Annotated in this window: 15 protein-coding genes and 1 tRNA gene; 5 read left to right on the top strand and 11 right to left on the bottom strand. The window is 64.9% G+C overall.

What is annotated here, in order from left to right:
• Positions 1–195: 195 nt before the first annotated feature.
• From ahpF to GFD32_RS18470, 4 genes are all read right to left on the bottom strand, one after another.
• Positions 196–1,752: an alkyl hydroperoxide reductase subunit F gene (gene ahpF, locus GFD32_RS18485; protein ID WP_163578045.1), complete on the bottom strand. Its 1,557-nt coding sequence runs from the start codon at positions 1,750–1,752 to the stop codon at positions 196–198.
• Between the two features lie 170 nt (positions 1,753–1,922).
• The gene (gene ahpC, locus GFD32_RS18480; RefSeq protein WP_089686702.1) at positions 1,923–2,486 is read right to left on the bottom strand and encodes an alkyl hydroperoxide reductase subunit C; all 564 of its coding nucleotides are present in this window, start codon (positions 2,484–2,486) and stop codon (positions 1,923–1,925) included.
• A gap of 133 nt (positions 2,487–2,619) precedes the next feature.
• Entirely contained in the window at positions 2,620–3,024 is a 405-nt protein-coding gene (locus tag GFD32_RS18475; RefSeq protein ID WP_163578044.1) for a ribonucleotide reductase subunit alpha, read from the bottom strand.
• Between the two features lie 102 nt (positions 3,025–3,126).
• Entirely contained in the window at positions 3,127–4,269 is a 1,143-nt protein-coding gene (locus GFD32_RS18470; RefSeq protein WP_163578043.1) for a ChaN family lipoprotein, read from the bottom strand.
• A gap of 207 nt (positions 4,270–4,476) precedes the next feature.
• Here GFD32_RS18470 and GFD32_RS18465 point away from each other — a divergent pair, with 207 nt between their 5' ends.
• Complete coding sequence (locus GFD32_RS18465; RefSeq protein WP_163578042.1) at positions 4,477–7,179, top strand: EAL domain-containing protein; 2,703 nt, start codon at positions 4,477–4,479, stop codon at positions 7,177–7,179.
• A gap of 50 nt (positions 7,180–7,229) precedes the next feature.
• Here the strand turns inward: GFD32_RS18465 and GFD32_RS18460 are convergent, their stop codons facing one another.
• Entirely contained in the window at positions 7,230–9,659 is a 2,430-nt protein-coding gene (locus tag GFD32_RS18460; protein WP_163578041.1) for an EAL domain-containing protein, read from the bottom strand.
• A gap of 127 nt (positions 9,660–9,786) precedes the next feature.
• Between GFD32_RS18460 and GFD32_RS18455 the strand changes: the two genes are divergently transcribed.
• On the top strand, positions 9,787–11,820 hold the full coding sequence (locus GFD32_RS18455; RefSeq protein ID WP_163578040.1) for a diguanylate cyclase: 2,034 nt from the start codon (positions 9,787–9,789) through the stop codon (positions 11,818–11,820).
• Positions 11,821–11,862: 42 nt separating this feature from the next.
• Here the strand turns inward: GFD32_RS18455 and GFD32_RS18450 are convergent, their stop codons facing one another.
• The gene (locus GFD32_RS18450) at positions 11,863–12,225 is read right to left on the bottom strand and encodes a hypothetical protein (protein ID WP_089686690.1); all 363 of its coding nucleotides are present in this window, start codon (positions 12,223–12,225) and stop codon (positions 11,863–11,865) included.
• A 111-nt stretch (positions 12,226–12,336) separates the two neighbouring features.
• Here GFD32_RS18450 and GFD32_RS18445 point away from each other — a divergent pair, with 111 nt between their 5' ends.
• Together GFD32_RS18445 and GFD32_RS18440 are read left to right on the top strand one after the other, a co-directional pair.
• Positions 12,337–12,855, top strand: a complete 519-nt coding sequence (locus GFD32_RS18445) for a YgjV family protein (protein WP_163578039.1) — start codon at positions 12,337–12,339, stop codon at positions 12,853–12,855.
• A 215-nt stretch (positions 12,856–13,070) separates the two neighbouring features.
• Positions 13,071–13,556 (top strand): DUF2846 domain-containing protein, encoded by a 486-nt coding sequence (locus GFD32_RS18440; RefSeq protein ID WP_205599165.1) that lies wholly within the window; start codon positions 13,071–13,073, stop codon positions 13,554–13,556.
• A gap of 71 nt (positions 13,557–13,627) precedes the next feature.
• Here the strand turns inward: GFD32_RS18440 and GFD32_RS18435 are convergent.
• Both GFD32_RS18435 and lhgO read right to left on the bottom strand, forming a co-directional pair.
• Positions 13,628–13,704, bottom strand: a tRNA-Arg gene (locus GFD32_RS18435).
• A gap of 73 nt (positions 13,705–13,777) precedes the next feature.
• On the bottom strand, positions 13,778–14,977 hold the full coding sequence (gene lhgO, locus GFD32_RS18430; RefSeq protein WP_163578038.1) for an L-2-hydroxyglutarate oxidase: 1,200 nt from the start codon (positions 14,975–14,977) through the stop codon (positions 13,778–13,780).
• Positions 14,978–15,224: 247 nt separating this feature from the next.
• Here lhgO and GFD32_RS18425 point away from each other — a divergent pair, with 247 nt between their 5' ends.
• The gene (locus tag GFD32_RS18425; protein WP_240455705.1) at positions 15,225–16,169 is read left to right on the top strand and encodes a c-type cytochrome; all 945 of its coding nucleotides are present in this window, start codon (positions 15,225–15,227) and stop codon (positions 16,167–16,169) included.
• Positions 16,170–16,297: 128 nt separating this feature from the next.
• Here the strand turns inward: GFD32_RS18425 and rep are convergent, their stop codons facing one another.
• From rep to pyrE, 3 genes are read right to left on the bottom strand one after another with little or no spacing between them, the layout of a single operon-like run.
• Positions 16,298–18,364, bottom strand: coding sequence for a DNA helicase Rep (gene rep, locus GFD32_RS18420; protein ID WP_163578037.1), 2,067 nt, complete (start codon positions 18,362–18,364; stop codon positions 16,298–16,300).
• 3 nt (positions 18,365–18,367) lie between these two features.
• Positions 18,368–18,868, bottom strand: a complete 501-nt coding sequence (gene trmL / locus GFD32_RS18415) for a tRNA (uridine(34)/cytosine(34)/5-carboxymethylaminomethyluridine(34)-2'-O)-methyltransferase TrmL (RefSeq protein ID WP_163578036.1) — start codon at positions 18,866–18,868, stop codon at positions 18,368–18,370.
• 9 nt (positions 18,869–18,877) lie between these two features.
• Positions 18,878–19,552, bottom strand: coding sequence for an orotate phosphoribosyltransferase (gene pyrE / locus GFD32_RS18410; protein WP_163578035.1), 675 nt, complete (start codon positions 19,550–19,552; stop codon positions 18,878–18,880).
• Positions 19,553–19,636: the final 84 nt, after the last annotated feature.

Here is a 19,636-nt window from a genome sequence, read left to right as displayed (position 1 = left end):
GAAAAACCGTGATTCAACGCTGACGATGGCATAAAAATCCCAGCATCGCTGCACGACGCTAGAGCAATATCTGCCGGCATCTGGCTGAATAGGCACGCGAAAGGGGCACGCGCCCCACAAAGCCGAACGCCCCGCCGGCTCTGCCGGCGGGGCGTTCGGTAATTGACGTATCCTCCCCGAGCGGGGGCTTAGCACTCAGCTGCGGATCAGGTAATCGAAGGCACCCAATGCGGCCCGCGAGCCCTCGCCCATGGCGATGACGATCTGCTTGTAGGGCACGGTGGTCACGTCGCCGGCGGCGAAGATGCCCGGCACGCTGGTCATGCCGCGTTCATCGGTGACGATCTCGCCGCGCTCGGAGAGCTCGATGGGCAAGTTCTTCAGCCACTCGGTGTTGGGCACCAGACCGATCTGCACGAAGACGCCTTCCAGCTCCAGGTGGCGCAGCTCGCCGCTGGCCCGCTCTTCAAAGGTCAAGCCGTTGACGCGGGTGCCGTCGCCGTTCACCTCGGTGGTCCGGGCGCCCTTGATGATCTCCACGTTGGGCAGGCTGGCGAGCTTCTTCTGCAACACGTCGTCGGCCCGCAGCTCGTCCATGAACTCGATCAAGGTCACCTCGGCCACCAGGCCTGCCAGGTCGATGGCCGCCTCGACGCCGGAGTTGCCGCCGCCGATCACCGCCACGCGCTTGCCCTTGAACAGCGGGCCGTCGCAGTGCGGGCAGTAGGCCACGCCCTTGTTGCGGTACTCGGCCTCGCCGGGCACGTTCATTTCGCGCCAGCGGGCGCCGGTGGCCAGCACCAGGGTACGACTCTTCAGCGTGGCGCCGGACTCGAAGCGCACCTCGTGCTCGCCGCCCGGCTGGCTGGCCGGTACCAGCTCCACCGCACGCTGCAGGTTCATGATGTCGACCTCGTACTCCTTGACGTGCTCCTCCAGTGCCGCGGCCAGCTTGGGCCCCTCGGTGTGGGGCACAGAGACGAGATTTTCGATGGCCAGGGTATCGAGCACCTGACCGCCGAACCGCTCGGCCGCCACGCCGGTGCGAATACCCTTGCGCGCCGCATAGACCGCCGCCGCGGCGCCAGCCGGACCGCCACCGATCATCAGGGTGTCGAAGGCCGGCTTCTCGCTGAGCTTGGCGGCCTCGCGCTCGGCGGCGCCGGTGTCCACCTTGGCCAGGATCTGCTCGAGGCTCATGCGGCCCTGATCGAAGGGCTCGCCGTTGAGGTAGACGCTGGGCACCGACATGATCTCGCGCTGCTCCACTTCAGCCTGGAAGAGCGCGCCATCGATGGCCACGTGGCGAATCCGTGGATTGAGGATCGCCATCAGGTTGAGTGCCTGCACCACATCGGGGCAGTTCTGGCAGGAAAGCGAGAAGTAGGTCTCGAAATGCAGATCGGCATCCAGCGCCTTGATCTGCTCGATGACCTCGTCGCTGGCCTTGGGCGGATGGCCGCCCACCTGCAGCAACGCCAGCACCAGCGAGGTGAATTCGTGGCCCATGGGAATGCCGGCGAAGGTCAAGCCGGTATCCTCGCCCGGGCGGTTGAGAGCGAACGACGGTGTGCGTGCATCGTCACCGTCGGTCTTGAGAGCGATCTTGTCACAGAGCTCGGTGATCTCGGTGAGCAGTTTGAAGAGTTCCTGCGACTTGTCGCCGTCATCGAGGGACGCGACGATCTCGAACGGCTGAGTGACCTTCTGCAGGTAAGCTTTGAGCTGTGCTTTCAGATTGTCGTCCAACATGACAGCGATCCTTCACATATGGCTAATATAAAAAGGCGCAACTGATCACAGACTCACGGTTGCTATGCCGTGCGAAGCGAGTGACGCCGTGTCGAAAAACGCCCGGGCGCGATACGCCCGGGCGCGACTCCCTCGAGGTCAGGGGATCCCTCGCGAGAGAGAGGGGCCGATCAGATCTTGCCGACCAGGTCCAGAGACGGGGACAGAGTCTCTTCGCCTTCTTCCCACTTGGCCGGGCAGACTTCGTTCGGGTTGGCACGCACGTACTGGGCGGCCTTGACCTTGCGCAGCAGCTCCTCGGCGTTGCGACCGATGTTGCCGGCGTTCAGTTCGACGATCTGGATCTTGCCGTCCGGGTCGACCACGAAGGTGCCACGCTCGGCAATGCCGTCTTCTTCGATCAGCACCTCGAAATTGCGCGAGATGGCGTGGGTCGGGTCGGCCAGCATCGGGTAGGTCAGCTTGCCGATGGTTTCGGAGCTGTCATGCCAGGCCTTGTGGGTGAAGTGGGTATCGGTGGAGACGCTGTAGATCTCGACGCCCAGCTTCTTGAATTCCTCATAGTTGTCCTGCAGGTCACCCAGCTCGGTGGGGCAAACGAAGGTGAAGTCGGCCGGGTAGAAGAAGAAGATGCTCCACTGGCCCTTCAGGTTCTCCTCGGTCACTTCGACGAATTCGCCGTTGTAGTAGGCAGTGGCCTTGAACGGTTTGACTTCGGTGTTCAGCAGGGACATTCGATGCTGCTCCTTACGACTTTGGTATGAAGGTGTCGGAAATTCAAGCGCATGGTATCCCGTACGCTCTGATAGCGTAAATTGAATGGTGTCATCGGCTTGATAATTCAACCCTATGGACGACGATCGGGCATCAGCCGAGACGCACGGCCTCGCCCTGCCGGTCCAGCGCCAGGAACGCTTCGACGCTGCCCATCTTCAGCGATTCCACCATGCGTTCGAGCTGCGCCTCCACCTGTTCGTCGCTGGGCGCCTCACGGCCGTGTCCGGCCAAGGCCCCCACGAAGACGATGTCCCAGTCGACGCCGGTCCGGCGGGACTCGGTCAACAGCCCCGCCATGTCGCTGAGCTCCTCGGGCGTCTTGTCGACGCACAGCACTGGGGTCAGCACCCCGCCTTCGCCCCGCTCGAAGCGGCGTCGCTGTGCTTCGGTGGGGTGGTCGGGCAGTTCGGCACGGGTGAAAACGAACAGCAGGCGCTGCGGTTCAGGCTGGCGACGTGCCTCTTCGAGAAGGTCGCTGAAACGGGAAATGGTCAAGGTATCACTCCTGAAGTTCGACCGACCGTCACGCCAGCAATGGATGGCGTGACGAATTCACTGATCCGACGAGAGGGAAAGCGAGCGCGGTGCACGCGGCCATCACCCTGAGGGTGGCGGAAACCGCGTGAGTATCTCCTGCGTCCTACCCTGGCGTCGCACTTCGAGAGGCAGCAAGGTGCCGGGTGGCTGTCGACGCACGTGACGGCTGACATCGGCCGGCCGGCTGACCGGCTCACCCGCCACTCGCAGGATGACGTCTCCTGCGACCAGCCCTGCCGCCTCGGCCACCGAGTCTTCGACGATGCGATGGATCTCGACGCCATCGTCGTGGGGCACCAGCGCGACGCCGAGCATGTGAGGCGACGCCCGTTCCGGCGTTTCGGAAATGGCGAACACTGCCTGGGCCAGGCCCTCGGGCGGTGCCTCGCAGCCACCTTCGCGGACCGACCACGGCAGCAAAACCTGCTGGGCCTCGACCCCCAGGTCGCGCAACTGGTGCGGCACGCCATGCCCGAAACGCAAATGCCCCTCGCCCATCAGTCCAACCACCAGGGCCCCATTCTCACCAGCCTCCGCCAGACCCGTAGCCATGGCGCGGTCCCAGGCGAGCTGGGCGGTGACGAAGCGCGCCAAGCCGTCATCGCCGTCGCCTGCGGGATGCTGAGCGTAGAACCGGGCCAAGGTCTCGCGGTACTTTTCGTCCGGCGGTGCGGGTACGGTAATGCGATGCCGCTCATCCAGGGGAATGGCGCTCCAGGTTTCCTCCACCAGCCGACGGCGCAGCTCGGGCGTGATGTTGATCGCCTTGACGGGAATGCGGTGCAGGCGTGCGAAATGCAGAATCGGCCAGTACAGGTCCGGATCGTAGCCCCAGGCGCTGTACCACTCGCTGCGGGCCAGGAACTCGGCCTCGTCGAGCTCGCCAGCCACCCAGGCATCCAGCACCGGCTGGGCCTCGCGGGGCAGCATCTCCAGGCCGATCACCAGCTCGGCGCGGCGAGCCTGCAAAGCGGCCAGGGTATGCAACTGCCAGCGGTGGTGATCGGCGTTGTCGTGCTGCTCCCCGAGCATCACCACGTCCTGGCTTGCCAGCTCGTCGAACAGTTCCGGTGCCGTCGGGCGACTCCCGTCAGCGGGCCGCTGCCACTCGCCGGTGGCTGGGCAGACATCAGCCAGCACGGGAGCACTGGCAATGAGACACAGCGCCACCAGCCAGGCGGCGCGGGATACGAGAGACGGCATGCAACCTCCGCGGGCGACTCACGCCGACGAGCCTACCACGCCACCCCTGGCGCCACTACTGGCCATCGAGGCTCAACGTCGCCTCGGGCGCCGCCGGCACGGACAGGCACGAGCTATTGTCCCGGGCACGCATTCCTGTCAGTTTGAAGGGGTTACGCGCTGGGTGAGTGCGCCAACGGCAAGGCAGTGCGATGGAAAGGAGCGTCAATGCAAGCCCGATGCAGCGCTGAAGAGGCTTTCCGTCAGCTCGCCGAAGGGTTGAGCGAGCGGGGTGCCGCCGATTTTTTCGATGCCCTGGTGGCCAAGCTCGCCAGCCTGCTTGGCGCCGACCATGTGCTGATCGCCCGCCTCCATGATGACGGCCAGGTGCAGACCCTGTCCGTATGGTCTCACGGGGCCCACCGTACCAACCGGCAATACCCCCTGGCGGGCACCCCCTGCGCAACGGTGGTCGGACGATCACCCTGCCTGTATTCGCACGCTCTGCAGGCCCGCTTTCCCGACGACGTCCTACTGCGGCAGTTGGGTGCTGAGAGCTACTTTGGCCTGCCACTGTTCGCCATGGATGATACGCCCCTGGGGCTGCTGGCCGTTCTCAACGACCGGCCCATGACAACCACCCGGCTGGAAAGCGAGATACTGCGTATCGCCGCCGCCCAAGCCGGCGCCGAACTCGAGCGTCGGCAGGCGCAGGCCGCCCTGCAGGCCAGCGAAGGACATGCTCGAGAGAGCGAAAGGCGGCTCGACACCTTGCTCAATCACCTTCCCGGCATGGCCTATCGCTGCCTGAACGACCCCGCCTGGACCATGACCATCGTCAGCCACGGTGCCGAAACCCTGACCGGCTATGCCATCGAGTCGCTGATCGACAACCGCCACGTCAGTTACGCCGACCTGATCCACCCGCAGGATCGCCAGCGGCTCTTCGACGAGGTGCAGTCAGCGATTGCCAAGCGTAGCCCCTTCCGGGTGACCTATCGCCTGCGCCGAGCCGATGGCAGCCTGCGCTGGATGTGGGAGCAGGGGCAGGCCGTATTCGACGGTGCCAACGAGGTGTCATGCCTGGAAGGTTTCATCACCGACATTACCGAGCAGCACGAGGCTCAACGCGTTCAGGACGCCGTGATGCAGGTCGCCTCGACCATCACTCCGCGCCTGGGTGACGACTACTTCCACCAGCTGATCCGCACTCTGGTCGAGATTCTTGACGCGGATGCCGGTTTCATCGCCCTGATGGACTCGCCTCCCGACGGCAAGTCGGGCGTTTTTCAGCGGCGCGCCACCGCCATGAGCTTGGTTTCCGCCGTGGTCGATGACTCGCTGCTCGAGGCCGACGCTTTCCCTCTCCCCAGCACGCCCTGCGAGAGAGTCTTCGACGAGCAGGAGGCCATGGCGCTGAATCACGCCAGTATCAATCTGCCCGGCAACGCCCTTCCGGCTCGCTCGTGGATCGGGCGCCGCCTGGACAACGCCCGTGGCGAACCCATCGGCGTGATCACGGTGCTGTATCGTCAGCCACTGGAAGCCAACGCTTTCGCCACCTCGGTGCTGCGCATTCTATCCACGGGCGCGGCGGCCGAACTGGAACGCCGACGGGATCACCGGCGCATGCATCAACTGGCCTACACCGACGGCACCACCGGCCTGCCCAACCGCGTGCGCTTCATGGAGGAACTGGCCCGTCTGCGCCAGGAGGCGGAGCAGGGCCAGTACCCACTCGGGCTGCTGCTGCTGGACATCCGTCGTTTCAAGGAGATCAACGACCTTCACGGACACCAGGTGGGTGACCAACTGCTGGCGACGCTGGCCGGACGACTGCAGCGTGCGGCAGTCGGCCACGAGTCGTTGGCGCGTCTCTCCGGCGACGAATTCGCGCTCCTGGTACCCCACGCCGGCGACACCGCACTGGACGCCAGTCTGGCTCGCGTGCACGAGGCCATTCGCTACCCCGTCCAACTGGGTCACCGCCGCTTCTCACTCGAGGTCAGCATCGGCGTGGCCCGCTATCCAGCCGATGCGACCACCACCAGCGAGCTCTTCAAATCGGCCAGCATCGCACTCTATCACGCCAAGCAGCAGGACAGCGGCGTATGCCCGTTCGACGTCTCGATGACCCATGACCTGAAGCGACGCCAGGAGATGACCGAGCGGCTTAGCGAGGCCCTTCGGCACCACCGTCTCACCCTGCATTTCCAACCCCAGGTGGACCTGCAGAGCGGACTGCTGGTAGGAGCTGAGGCCCTGTGCCGCTGGTACGACGATGAATGGGGGTGGGTGAGCCCTGGCGAATTCATCCCCCTGGCCGAAGAACGCGGACTGATTCGCGCCCTGGGCGACTGGGTTCTCGCAGCCGCCGCGCGGCAACTGGTGGAGTGGCAGCACGCCGGCACCCCCCTCCCCGGGCGGCTGTCGGTCAATGTCTCCGCGCAGCAGTTTACCGATCCGCAACTGGCCAGCCACATCGCCTCACTGACCGATGGGGTGCCCGCCGCGGCCATTGCCCTGGAACTGACCGAAAGCGACTTCATGCGCGACCCCGAGCAAGCCGTCGCCATCACGCAAGCCTTGCGCAATGCCGGCTACGCTCTCTCCATCGACGACTTCGGGACCGGCTACTCGTCGCTCTCCTACCTGCGCCGCTTCGCGGCCGACGCCCTCAAGGTCGACATTTCATTCGTGCACGAGATGCTCGACAGCCACCATGCCCGAACTATCGTGGAAACCATCATCGCCATGGCGCAGGCCCTGGGCATGCAGACGGTGGCCGAAGGGGTGGAAGGCCAGGAACAAGCCATCGCTCTGGCCGAGATGGGTTGCGATCATGCCCAGGGCTACCACTTCGATCGGCCGCTGCGGGCCGCTGACTTCACCGCGGCCTGGGGCCATGCCATGCGCCGAGCGGCCCGCTGACCCTCTTTCTGCGGCTGCTGGAGGAACAACGCCGGATGGACGCGCAAGTACTACCGGCAAGGGACCGACGCATCGGCAGCGCCATAAACGGCCAGGAAATCATCCAGCTCCATGGGGCGCGCATAGCGAAAGCCCTGGACTTCGCCGATTCCCAGCTCGGCAAGCCACTCGGCCTGATCATCGCTTTCGACTCCCTCCGCCACGACGGACAGTCCCAATTGCTCGGCGAAGTGGACCATGGCGGCGTAAGCCTCCTGCGCCTGGGTGCGCTCGCCCGCTGCCAGTAGCAGAGAGCGGTCCATCTTGACGGCCATGAAGGGTAGACGCTGCAGTAGCCGAAAAGCCGTATGCCCGGTGCCGAAATCATCCAGGGCCAGGCGCACCCCCTGGTCGCGCAACGGGGTCATCACTCCCTCGATGGCATCCAGATCGTGGAAGTCGGCATGCTCGGTGATCTCCAGTTCGATCACCTCCGGCGGCAAGGAAAGGGCCGACAGCCGCTCCATCAGCCGATCTTGGAAGGCCACCTCGGAAAGGGTGGCCAAATTGACGTTAATGGCCAGATGCGTGAGCTTCGGCAGTCGTTCTCGGTGGTGAGCCAACCAGTCCAGACTGCGAGACATCACCCAATGGTCGAGGCGTGACGCCATACCCAGGATCTCGACGATGGGCAGGAACTCCAGCGGAGCGATATCGCCCAGCTCGGGATGCCGCCAGCGCAACAGCACCTCGGCGCCACGCAGCTCTCCCGTGAGCGGCGATACCTTGGGCTGAACCACCAGCCGCCACTGCGCATCGGGCCGGTCGATCAGCGTCTCCAACGCTTCCGACAGCTGGCGGAAGCGCGTGGCTTCCTCGCGCTCCATGGGGGCCACACGAATCACCGGCTGACGCCAGCCCTGCCGCTCCAGCCTGAACAGACCGTCATCCAAGGCGGCCCGGCACTGGGCGAAATCGGCCACGCGGCCCGACAAACGCAACAGGCTGGCATACCAACCAATCCGGTGGCCGGCCGGCGCCTGGGAGAGGCGAGCCATGCAACGGTCCATCATTACCTCACCGCTGTCGCCCTGATCCGCTGAGAGAAAGCCAATCACGCCCAGGTCGGCATTCACGTAGAGCCGGCACTCCCTCAGGCTCTCACGCAACGCGGGCAGCTGCTCGCGAAACAGCGCCTGGGCACCCGGCAGGCCGACATGCTGGCGATAATCGCGCAGGCCGGGCGACATCAGCGCAAACAGCCAGCCATCACCCTCGCATCGCAGCTCATCGAACTCGGCTTCCAGCACCTGACGCGTAGGCAAGCCGGTGGCCAGGTCGACGGCCAGACGGTGATGGGCACGCCGAGCCCGTCGACGCGACATGCCCGCTGCCAACAGCAGCACCAACAACACGGCAGTGAGCGCCACACCCCCCCAGGTCAGCCGTGACATCTGGCTGTCGGCGCTGGCCATCACACCTTCCACCTCGAGCCACTCCAGCTCCTCACGAAGGGCATCGGGTACCTGGGAATAGAAACTCGCATGCAGCATGCGACGCACGGCGCTCACGTCTCGCACGGCCGGCAGCCCCTCGAAGGCCGGACTGATGAGCGTTTCGACCGCCAACCGGGCAAGGCGGCGAGTGTCGAGGATGGCACCACCGGCACAGCCGAGCCGCACCTGATACGGCAAGTGACAGAATGCCTTCACTCCCTGGCCAGAGAGGTCATCCAACCATTGCCGTGCCTCGGGACGCAGATCGGCAGCTCCAGTGGTCTGGCCTTCCACCAGGTACACGCGCGTCCCGGCAGGCAGTGCGGGCAGTGCCGACACCACGTCGGTGGGTTTCCAGTCCCATAACACCTGCGCGAGATGAGCGTCTGGCGCCGCCTCCAGGCTGGCCAGGAATTCGCGGGTCAGGTGCTCACCGCTGTCGGTGCCGTCGCCCAACACCAGCAATGGCAGCGGCGCACCGAACAGCTCGGTGAGAAAATCCAGCGATTGCTCGGCTACCGCGTGGGTGAGAATGAGCTTGATACCCCGCGCCGTAGCGCGCTCATGCAGAGCGGGATCGTTGATGCCAATCGCAACGACACGTTCGGGGTTGCCCAGTAATTCAGTATGGGTCAGGTAAAAGCGCAGTGCAGCATCGTCGATCAGCAGCAAGCGGGACGCCGGCCGTACGGCCTCGCGCCCCGCCAGCCGTCGCCGATGGAGCTCGAAGGCGGCAGATTCATCGAGGCGCCGTGCGTCGAGATAGTCGACGTTGACCCCGCCTTGCCATTCCAGCCAATCGGCGGCTTCGGTGATACGGTCGACCAGTTCGTCCGACCAGGGGCTGCCACGATGATAGGAGGCCAGCACCTGAATGGCATCGCGCTCGGGCTGGCGCGCCTGTGCTGTCGTGGCCAACAGCATCAAAGCGACCATCAGCAGTGGTCCCAGACACCATCGCATGGCATCGAGGGCAGCCCGGCGGCGCAAGATCGTGGCATGCATCGCTGCATTCTCCCTGCCAGTGGCGTCACACGCCAGGACGGCATTCAACGTCCGTAGCCAAGTGCTCGCAGTGGATACGGGCTTTCACATCGCCTCCGCCACATGGCCAACCGCAGCGACGTACGACATGCTTTACACTATTGGCACCCTGCTGCTCCATTCAACGCCTAGCCAACAGGAGGCCTTCTCGGTGGCACACCGAACCCTGCAGGCGCGACTCGTACTGGCGGTCGTCATCCCGATCATCCTGGTGACGGCCAGCCTGTACCCCATCTTTCGCTCGCACCTGGCAGCCAAGCTGGATGGCGCTCAAGCCAGCGCCGAAGCCATGCTCGAGGCCGGTCATGAGTCGTTGCAGCGCGGCATGGGGGAGAGCGTCAGCCTTGTGCTGGCCACCGCCGAAACGCCCCTGTTACAGCATCACCTGACACCGCCCGAAGCAGCGGCTTCCCATGGCGACTTGGCTTCGGCTGGGCTCGCCGACGAGCGTGTCGAAGCACAGTTCGACACGCTGCTGCGTCACTATGCACGCTATACCAAAGTCGTGCTGATCGATACTCAGGGTCGCGAGCGCCTCCGCGTTACCCGTCACACCTCACCAGCCCGACCACCGCTGGCGGTCGATCACGCCGAGGCCGACTACTTCCGGGAGGCCATGAAGCTGTTCCCGCGCGATCTCTACGTCTCTCCGCCCGGTCGAGGCCGCCACTCTGGCCACACCGGCAAGGAGGTGGTCCCCGTCATCGATATCGCCACTCCCGTATTCGGTGCCGACGGACAGCGCCTGGGCGTGCTGCTGTTCAGCCTGGACTGGCACTACCTGACGGCCGGACTGCGACATTCACTGTCCATCGACACCAACGCCCAGCCCGTCATGATCGATGCCCAAGGGAACTGGCTGTTGAGCATGACGACCGAACCGCCATTCGACATCGACTACGGCGATCCGATCCCCACGGCATTTCGGGAGTCCCTTGCCACCGCCGAGCGCGGCCAGGCGGAGTTCGACGATCACCGCATACAGTTTCGAACCGTCGACATTCGCCACTTGGAACACCGCGGCCTGGCCGGCATGACGCACAGCCTGTCGGACTACCATCCCTGGTGGCTGGGAGTGGCAATGCCCAAGCCCGACCTCGCCACGCTGCTCGCCGACGATATCGCGCCCCTGATGATCCTGACACTGCTCTATGGGCTTTCCGTGGCCTTCGGCATCTTCTGGGTACTCAGCAGCCACCGCCAGCTCAGACTCAAGTGGGAAGCGCAGCAACGTGCTCGCGAGGTTCGCGACCTCTACGAGAACGCCCCGTGCGGTTATCACTCGCTGGACAGCAGCGGCCGGGTGGTGAAGATGAACCATACGGAACTCGAATGGCTCGGTTACCGCGCCGAAGAAGTGATCGGCAAGCGCCACTACCGCGACTTCGTCTCGCCCGCCACTCGCGCGGCGTTCGACGCCGGTTTTCGCAATGTCCTTGGACCCAGCCGGGAGGGCATGGCCGAGTGCGAACTGATTACGCGTTCCGGCCAGGCACTTCCCGTGGTCATACAGGGCACCGCCTACACCAACCGCCTCGGTTTCGTTCACTCGCGCGCCATGGTCTTCGACCTGACCGAGCGCAAACGGCTCGAGGAGACGCTGGCACGCCAGGCCATGACCGATCCGCTGACGGGGCTGGGCAACCGTCGCTATCTGGAGGATCAAGCCGCCAAGGAAATCGCGCGGGCACAGCGCAGCGGCGAGGCCCTCAGCCTGATCGCCGTGGATCTCGACCGCTTCAAGCGCATCAACGACGAATACGGCCACGATGTGGGTGACCTGGTGCTGCAGACGTTCGCCGAAACCGCCAAGTCACGCCTGCGCGAGGGCGACGTGCTGTGCCGCATGGGCGGAGAGGAGTTTGCCATTCTACTACCAAGCACCGCCAAGGCTCAGGCCATGCGCGTGGCCGAGCGCCTGCGGCAGGCCATCGAAACCACCCCGGTGCCGGTTGGCCAGGATGTCTCCGAAGACGGGCTGCTGCACTATACCGCCTCGCTGGGCGTCACCCTGGTCATGGCACAGGAAACCAACCTGAAATCCGCCATCAAACGCGCCGATCGTGGCCTCTACGCCGCCAAGGAGAAGGGCCGGAACCAGGCCTGGTGGCAAGCCGTATGAGACGGAGACCTATCGCCGCATCGTGGGCTGACGCGTCCCAGCCTAGCCGGTGAGCTGCTGAGCCTTGCGATACAGCTGGCGCACCCGCGCCACCGCAGCGGCTTCGTATTCATCGAGCATCAGTGGATGTTCGTCACGACCGGCACGTCCGCTCTTCACCGCTTCCAGCACATCGGCGTAGCGCCTCAGCAGGTTCTTCAGGTTCATGCGAATCATCGTGCCTTCCAGCTCGAATTCGGTCTTGAACCCCTTCAACAGACGATGCACCTCTGGGTCGCTGGTCGTCTGCATGCGCACGGTCAGGACGTCGTAGACGAGTTCCTCGGTCGACTTGAGCTTGGGCACCAAATCGTAGAGCAACTCATGGGCGGTAATCTGAGCGGAGGTCGTGTCGGACTGATCCAAGGCAGGGTCTCTCGACGGCAGTGGATGGGACCCAGGCCGGTGCACCGGCCTGAACGAATCAGCGTGACATGCTAGCATGCCTTTTCACTTCCCCCATCACGCCGGCCCAACATGGAAGAACTCAGCCTTCGATGGCTCATCGGCCAGGGCGTCAGCCTGACGGCCCTGGCCCTGTGCGTCGTGGCCTTCGCCAGCAAGCGCGACGACCGCCTGTTCGTGCTGCTGCTGTTTGCCAACGTGGCCTTCGCCACCCAGTTCGCCCTGTTCGAAAGCTGGGTGGCGGCCGGCATCTCGGCGCTGATCGTTCTGCGCATCGCCCTGGCGCGCCGCTTCCACGCCAACCGCCGCCTCATGGTCCTGATGCTGACCGCCACCGTGGTGATCGCCGTGCTGATGTGGAGCGGACCCCGAGACATCCCCGCCCTGGCCGCCGGCCTGCTCGGCACCTACGGCATGTTCATGCTGCGCGGCATCGCCATGCGCCTGGTACTGGCCGCCGCCGCCTTCTGCTGGATCGTCAGCAACATGCTGGCCGGCTCCATCGGCGGCACGCTAGCGGAAACGCTGATATTCGTGACCAATCTGATCACGATCCTTCGCTTACGGCGCGATGCCAACTCCCTAGCCTAGCGCCTGCGAAAGAGCCGCCAAACGGCGAGTCTTGCCGCATCTCGGCCCTGCCCGACACCACCCTCTCAAGAAAATTTAGCCAACGCCGATATGAAGCCAGCGGCTTGCACTCATGGCTTGCCAACAGACCCTCTGTGACCGGCAGGGGAAGAGTGTAACGACGCGATGATGGAACGGCGTCGGCAGGCGCTGAAATGCAGCAGGCATGCTGCCCAATGGAACGCAAGGAACCACGAAGAATGAAGAACGTGAAAGTCGCTGCTGCGATCGGTGCGCTGGCCATCCTGACCGGCTGCGCCTCGGTGGACATGGCATCGCAAGAAGCGTCGTCAGCCGCCAAACGGTTCGAGTCCCCCGAGGAAGGGCAGGCCGGCATCTATGTCTTCCGCAAGGATTCGCCGGTCGGTGGCGCGCTGAAGAAGGACCTCTGGATCGACGGCGAATGCATCGGCGAAAGCGCCAAAGGCGTCTTCTTCTACCATCAGGTGGAAGGCGACAAAGAGCATGAGATCGCTACCGAATCCGAATTCTCGCCCAACACCCTGAGCCTCATGACCCATGCCAACGAGAACTACTTCATCGAGCAGTACCTCAAGATGGGCGTTTTCGTCGGCGGCGCCAATCTTCGCCAAGTCGACGAGGCCGCCGGGAAGGAGGCAATCAGCAAACTCGACATGGCGGTGAAGGGCAACTGCAGCTGACAAAGCCAGCATCCTCCATTTGGAGGCATGCATCGAAAAGGGCCTACGGCAATACCGTAGGCCCTCGAATCTGGTGCGCCCGGCAGGATTCGAACCTGCGACCCTCGGCTTCGGAGGCCGATACTCTATCCAACTGAGCTACGGGCGCTGACGCTTGTGAGAAGCGGCCCGTATCGTAACCGGCAGCGCTGGGCCTGTCCACCGCTGCGGCCATGAGCACCTCAACCACCGTGCAGCATCTCGCTGACCTTGTCGAGAATGTGCCGGCCGATGGGAATGGCCGAGGTGGCAGCGGGCGACGGGGCGTTGCAGACGTTCACCGTGCGCCGAGTGTTGACGAACAGGAAGTCGTCGACCAGTCGCCCATCGCGGGAGACGGCCTGCGCGCGCACGCCGGCGGGCCACGGCTGTAGATCGTCCAGAGTGAGGCTCGGGCAGTACTTGCGAACCTCCTCGAGATAGCCACTGCGATAGAGAGAGTTTTTCATCTCGTGCAGACCTGGCCCCAGGTAGCGGCCGAGCACGCGCAGCACGCCCGGGTCGGTGAAAAGACGGGCCATATCGGGCAGCGAGACATCGCTCTTGCGGTAGCCTTCCCGCTTGAAGGCCAATACGGCGTTGGGACCTACGGTGACCGACCCATCGATCATCCGCGTCAGGTGCACGCCGAGGAATGGCATCGAAGGGTCGGGAATGGGATAGATCAGATGGCGTACGATGTCGCTGTGATGATCGGCCAGCCGGTAATACTCACCGCGGAAGGGGCAGATGGTGAAGCCGGGATCGCGCCCCAGCAGACGCACCACTCGATCGGCCATCAGCCCGGAGCAGCTCACCAGATAGCGGCTGCTGAACTCGCCATGGGAGGTCGTCACCAGCACTTCGCCAGTCCGCTCGGCCAGGCCGTTTACCTCGTGTGAATAGCGGATCTGCCCGCCGCGCCGCTCGAACTCCTCGGCCATGGCGGCCGCCACCCGCGCGTAGTCGACGATACCGCTGGAAGGCACGTGCAGGCCGGCCAGCCCCGAGATGTTGGGCTCGCGCTCCTTCAGTGCCTCGGCGGAGAGCCACTCGCGCTCCAGGCCGTTGGCGGCAGTGCGCTCATAAAGCGACTGCATGCGCTGGACTTCCTGCTCGCTGGTGGCAACCAGCAGCTTGCCGCAGATCTCGTAGGGAATGGCATGGCGATCGCAGAACTCGCGGGTGGCGCGGTTGCCCTCGCGACAGAAGCGTGCCTTGAGACTGCCCGGGGCGTAGTAGACCCCGGCATGGATCACGCCGCTGTTATGGCCGCTCTGATGGCGTGCCGGCCCCGCCTCTTTTTCCAGCAACAGCAGCTTCTTGTCGGGAAACCGCTCGGCCAGTTGCATGGCCGTGGAGAGACCGAGGATACCGCCGCCGATGATGATGATGTCGTACACGCGCGCCTCGTGCGTCTGTCGGTCGTTCGAAGAGTTGGCTTCAAGATAGCGGTTCACCGGGTGCGGCGGCTAGTCGCGCCTGCGCTTTCATCCCAAAGGCTTGGACGGTGCCGTTTTCCAGCGGTTTGCGATGTCGGTATACTAGGCCGCACTGTGCGCGTCGTGGCGTCCCGAAGCGTAATTTCGATCGATAATGGATGTCGTCACGAGTCGATAACGATTACCGGACCGTCAAGAGGTGGTGAGAGTGAAATCCAGCAAGCTGATCATGGGGTGCCTGGCCGCCCTGGGCCTGTCCGCAGGCGCCGCAACCGTGCAGGCCGACGTGGACCGCGATGCCATTGCCGAACGCCTGAAACCGGTGGGCGAGCTTTGCCTGCAGGGCGAGGACTGCGGAACCCAGGCGGCTCAATCCGACGCGAGCGGCAGCGGAGAGGCCGAAGGCAATGGCGGCGATATCGACGGCGCCAACATTTACAGCAGCGTCTGTGCCGCCTGTCACGACACCGGCGCCGCTGGCGCACCCACGCGCGGTAGCGAAGATGCCTGGGCCGAGCGCGTCGAGAAAGGCTTCGCGACACTGCTGGACCACTCCATCAACGGCTTCAACGCCATGCCTGCCCGTGGTGGCAACGCCAGCCTCTCCGATGCGGAAGTCGAGGCCGCCACCGCTCATCTGGTCGAACCGGTGATGGACGTTCCCGAGACAGGCGGCGATGCTGCCGCCTCCGAAGGGGAAGACGCTGCCTCCGACGAAGAAGACGCCGCTTCCGATGGGGAAGAGAGCACCTCCGATGAGGAAACGGCCGGCTCCGACGAGCAAGGCGCCGCGTCCAGCGAGGAGGATGCTGCCCCCTCCGACGAGCAAGACGCCGCGTCTAGCGAGGAGGACGCTGCCGCCGACGAAGAAGAAGCGGCTTCCGAGGAAGGTGATGCCCCGTCCCACGCCGGCCTCGACGGCGAGGCGATCTACAACCAGGTGTGCATGGCCTGCCACATGACCGGTGCTGCCAACGCACCGATTCGCGGCAACGCCGACCAGTGGGCCGACCGCATGGAGAAGGGCATCGAGACCCTCTATGACCACTCCATCAACGGCTTCAATGCCATGCCGGCCAAGGGCGGCAACGCCAGCCTCTCCGACGACGAGGTGAAGGCCGCTACCGACTACCTGGTCGAACCGGTGCAATGAAGCCTGGGTTCAAACCAAGCCACTCAGCATGAGCAAGGGGCGCCATCCGGCGCCCCTTCGCGTTTCCGCGCAGCCCGCAGCCCGCAGCCCGCAGCCCGCAGCCCGCAGCCCGCAGCCCGCAGCCGGGGTTATCCCAACAACGAACGCAGCCCGGCAATGGCATCCTGGCCACGCGCCTGCTTCTTGTCCGGGTCTTCCTTGTCGGCGCGACCCTCCCACTCCAGATCCGCCTCCGGCAGCTCGTCGAGGAAACGGCTCGGCACGCAATCCATCAGCTCACCGTAGGCCTTGCGCTGGCGGGCCAGGGTCAGGGTCAGGGTGCGCCGCGCGCGGGTGATGCCCACGTAGGCCAGGCGGCGCTCCTCCTCCACGGTACCCGCCTCGACGGCGTTACGGTGCGGCAGCAACTCCTCCTCGAGGCCCATCACGTAGACATGGGGAAACTCCAACCCCTTGGCGGCGTGCATGGTGAGCAGTTGCACGCGATCGGAGTCATCCTCCTCGGCTTGTTGCTCGAGGATGTCGCGCAGCACCAGCCGCGAGATGGCCGCCTCCACGCTGTCGGTCTCGGTCTCATCGGAGGCCGAGGCATCATCGTGGCTCGCGTCTTCAGGGGCCGCCTGCATCGACTTCTCGAGCTGGTCGATCAGCGTCCAGACGTTGGCCATGCGCCGTTCGGCGATGGTCGGCGCACTGGCGTTCTGGTAGAGCCACGCCTCGTAGTCCATGTCGCGCAGCATGTCACGGATCGCCGCTAGGGCATCGCCACCATCCATGCGCCGGCGCACCCCGTCGATGAAGTGGGTGAACCGCCCCAGGCGCTCCACGGCGCGAGTGGGCAGAACCTGTTCGAGCCCCAGTTCGTGACAGGCGGCGAATAGCGAGCCGCCCCGCTCGGTGGCGTAGTTGGCGAGTTTCTCGAGCGTGCCGGGACCGATCTCACGGCGCGGCACGTTGACGATGCGCAGGAAAGCGTTGTCATCGGCGGGGTTGATCAGCAAGCGCAGGTAGGCCATGGCGTCCTTGATCTCGCCCCGCGAGAAGAAGGAGGTGCCGCCGGAGAGCTTGTAGGGAATCTGGTAGTGCTGCAGCTTGAGCTCCAGCAACCGGGCCTGGAAGTTGCCGCGGTAGAGAACCGCGAAGTCGCGCCACTCGGCCCGCTCCTTGATGCGCCGGGTCAATATCTCGCTGGCCACCCGCTCGGCCTCGGCTTCCTCGTGACGATTGACCACCACGCGGATCGCCGCGCCCTCCCCCATCTCCGACCACAGGGTCTTGTCGTAGACGTGGGGGTTGTTGGCGATCAGCGTATTGGCGGCGCGTAGTATCAGTTGCGTCGAACGATAGTTCTGCTCCAGCTTGATGACGTTGAGGCGCGGGAAGTCCTCGCCCAGGGTCACCAGGTTCTCGGGGCGAGCTCCGCGCCAGGCGTAGATCGACTGGTCGTCGTCGCCCACCACCGTGAAAGTGGCTCGCTCGCCCATCAGCAGCTTGACCAGTTGGTACTGGCTGACGTTGGTGTCCTGGTACTCGTCCACCAGCATGTAGTGGATCCGCTTGCGCCAGCGCGCCAGGGCATCGGGATCGTCGCGTAGCAGCACCACGGGCAGCAGGATCAGGTCATCGAAGTCCACGGCGTTGTACGCCTTGAGGTGGCGCACGTAGGCCTCGTAGGCGCGGGCGGCGAACAACTCGTCTTGGTCGGCGGCGTGGGAGAGCGCCTCGCCGGGCAGCACGAGATCGTTCTTCCAGGCCGATATGCGGTGCTGCACCCGGTTGATCACCTCGGCATCCACCTGGGCGTCCTTGTGCATCAGGTCGCGCAGCAGCGCCTTGGCGTCCTCGGGGTCGAACAGCGAGAAGCCGGGACGATAGCCCAGCGCCTGAAGCTCACGGCGGATGATGTTGAGCCCCAGGGTGTGGAAGGTGGAGACGGTCAGCCCGTGCCCCTCCTTGCCTTTGAGCATCTGTCCCACCCGTTCCTTCATTTCGCGGGCGGCCTTGTTGGTGAAGGTCACCGCGGCGATGCGTCGGGCGCTCATCCCGCACGCCTGTACCAGGTAGGCGATCTTGGTGGTGATCACGCTGGTCTTGCCGGAACCGGCGCCGGCCAGCACCAGGCAGGGGCCGTCGATGTAGCGCACCGCTTCCTGCTGGCGAGGGTTGAGCTGGGTCAGGCGCTTTTGGATCGACATCGCTTACTCCTTGGCACCGTCGGGCAGATTGGCGCCAGGTTGGCCTGCCCCAGGAAAGCCGAGCTGACGCCAGGCTTCATAGACCAGCACCGCTGCGGCATTGGAGAGGTTGAGGCTACGGCTCTCGGGACGCATGGGGATGCGCAGGCGCTGCGCTTCGGGTAGCGCATCGAGCATCGCCTGAGGCAGGCCGCGGGTCTCGGGGCCGAGCACCAGGGCGTCTCCGGGACGATAGCTCGGTTCGTGATAGCCAGCACGACCACGAGTCGATACCACGAAGACCCGCTCGGGCGCCACCGCCTCGAGATACCCCGTCCAGTCGCGATGCACGCGCACGGCCGCCCACTCATGGTAGTCGAGCCCGGCACGACGCAGGCGCTTGTCGTCGAGCACGAAGCCCAGCGGCTCGATCAAGTGCAGGCGAAAACCGGTGTTGGCGCACAGCCGGATCAGGTTACCGGTGTTGGGTGGAATCTCGGGCTGGTAGAGAACGACATCGAGCATGACGACCGCTCATCCGGTTGCCGCCACCCCGTAGCGCGCGCGGTAGTCGCGGATCGCCTGGGCGTGAGCCAGAAAGGCGTCGCCGCCCCGCTCCTCGAGATAGGCGAGCACCATGTCCAGGGTGACGATGCTGACCACCGGCATGCCGTAGCGCGCCTCGACCTCCTGGATGGCGCTCAGGCCTTGTGCTTCACTGTCAGCCTGGCCACGCTCCTGGCGATCCAGGGCGATCACCACCCCGGCAGCCTCGGCGCCGGCGGCCTCGATCAATTCCATCACCTCGCGGATGGCGGTGCCGGCGGTGATGACGTCGTCGATGATCAGGATGCGCCCGGCAAGCGGGGCGCCGACGATGTTGCCGCCTTCGCCGTGATCCTTGGCTTCCTTGCGGTTGAAGGCGTAGGGCAGGTCGCGGCCGTGGTGATCGGCCAACGCCACGGCGGTGGTCGCCGCCAGGGGAATGCCTTTGTAGGCGGGGCCGAAGAGCACGTCGAAATCGGGAGCGCGCTCGGCGAGCGCCTGGGCGTAGAAGCGCCCCAGCCGCGCCAGGGCCGCACCGGTCTTGAACAGTCCGGCATTGAAGAAGTAGGGGCTGGCGCGGCCCGACTTGAGGGTGAATTCACCGAAGCGCAGCACCCCTTGCTCGATGGCGAACTCGATGAACTCGCGCTGGTATGCCTGCATGCTCGCCGCCAAGGTTCCTCTCCTGATGCCTCAACCGGGTTCGGCCAGGGACCGACAGCGCGTCCCAAGCCCTATATCATGTCT

Origin of the sequence: Halomonas faecis, assembly GCF_010993975.1 — a bacterium.
Lineage (GTDB): Bacteria > Pseudomonadota > Gammaproteobacteria > Pseudomonadales > Halomonadaceae > Halomonas > Halomonas faecis.
The sequence above is the reverse complement of the archived record's forward strand: the minus strand, read 5'-3'. Positions and strand labels throughout refer to the sequence as shown.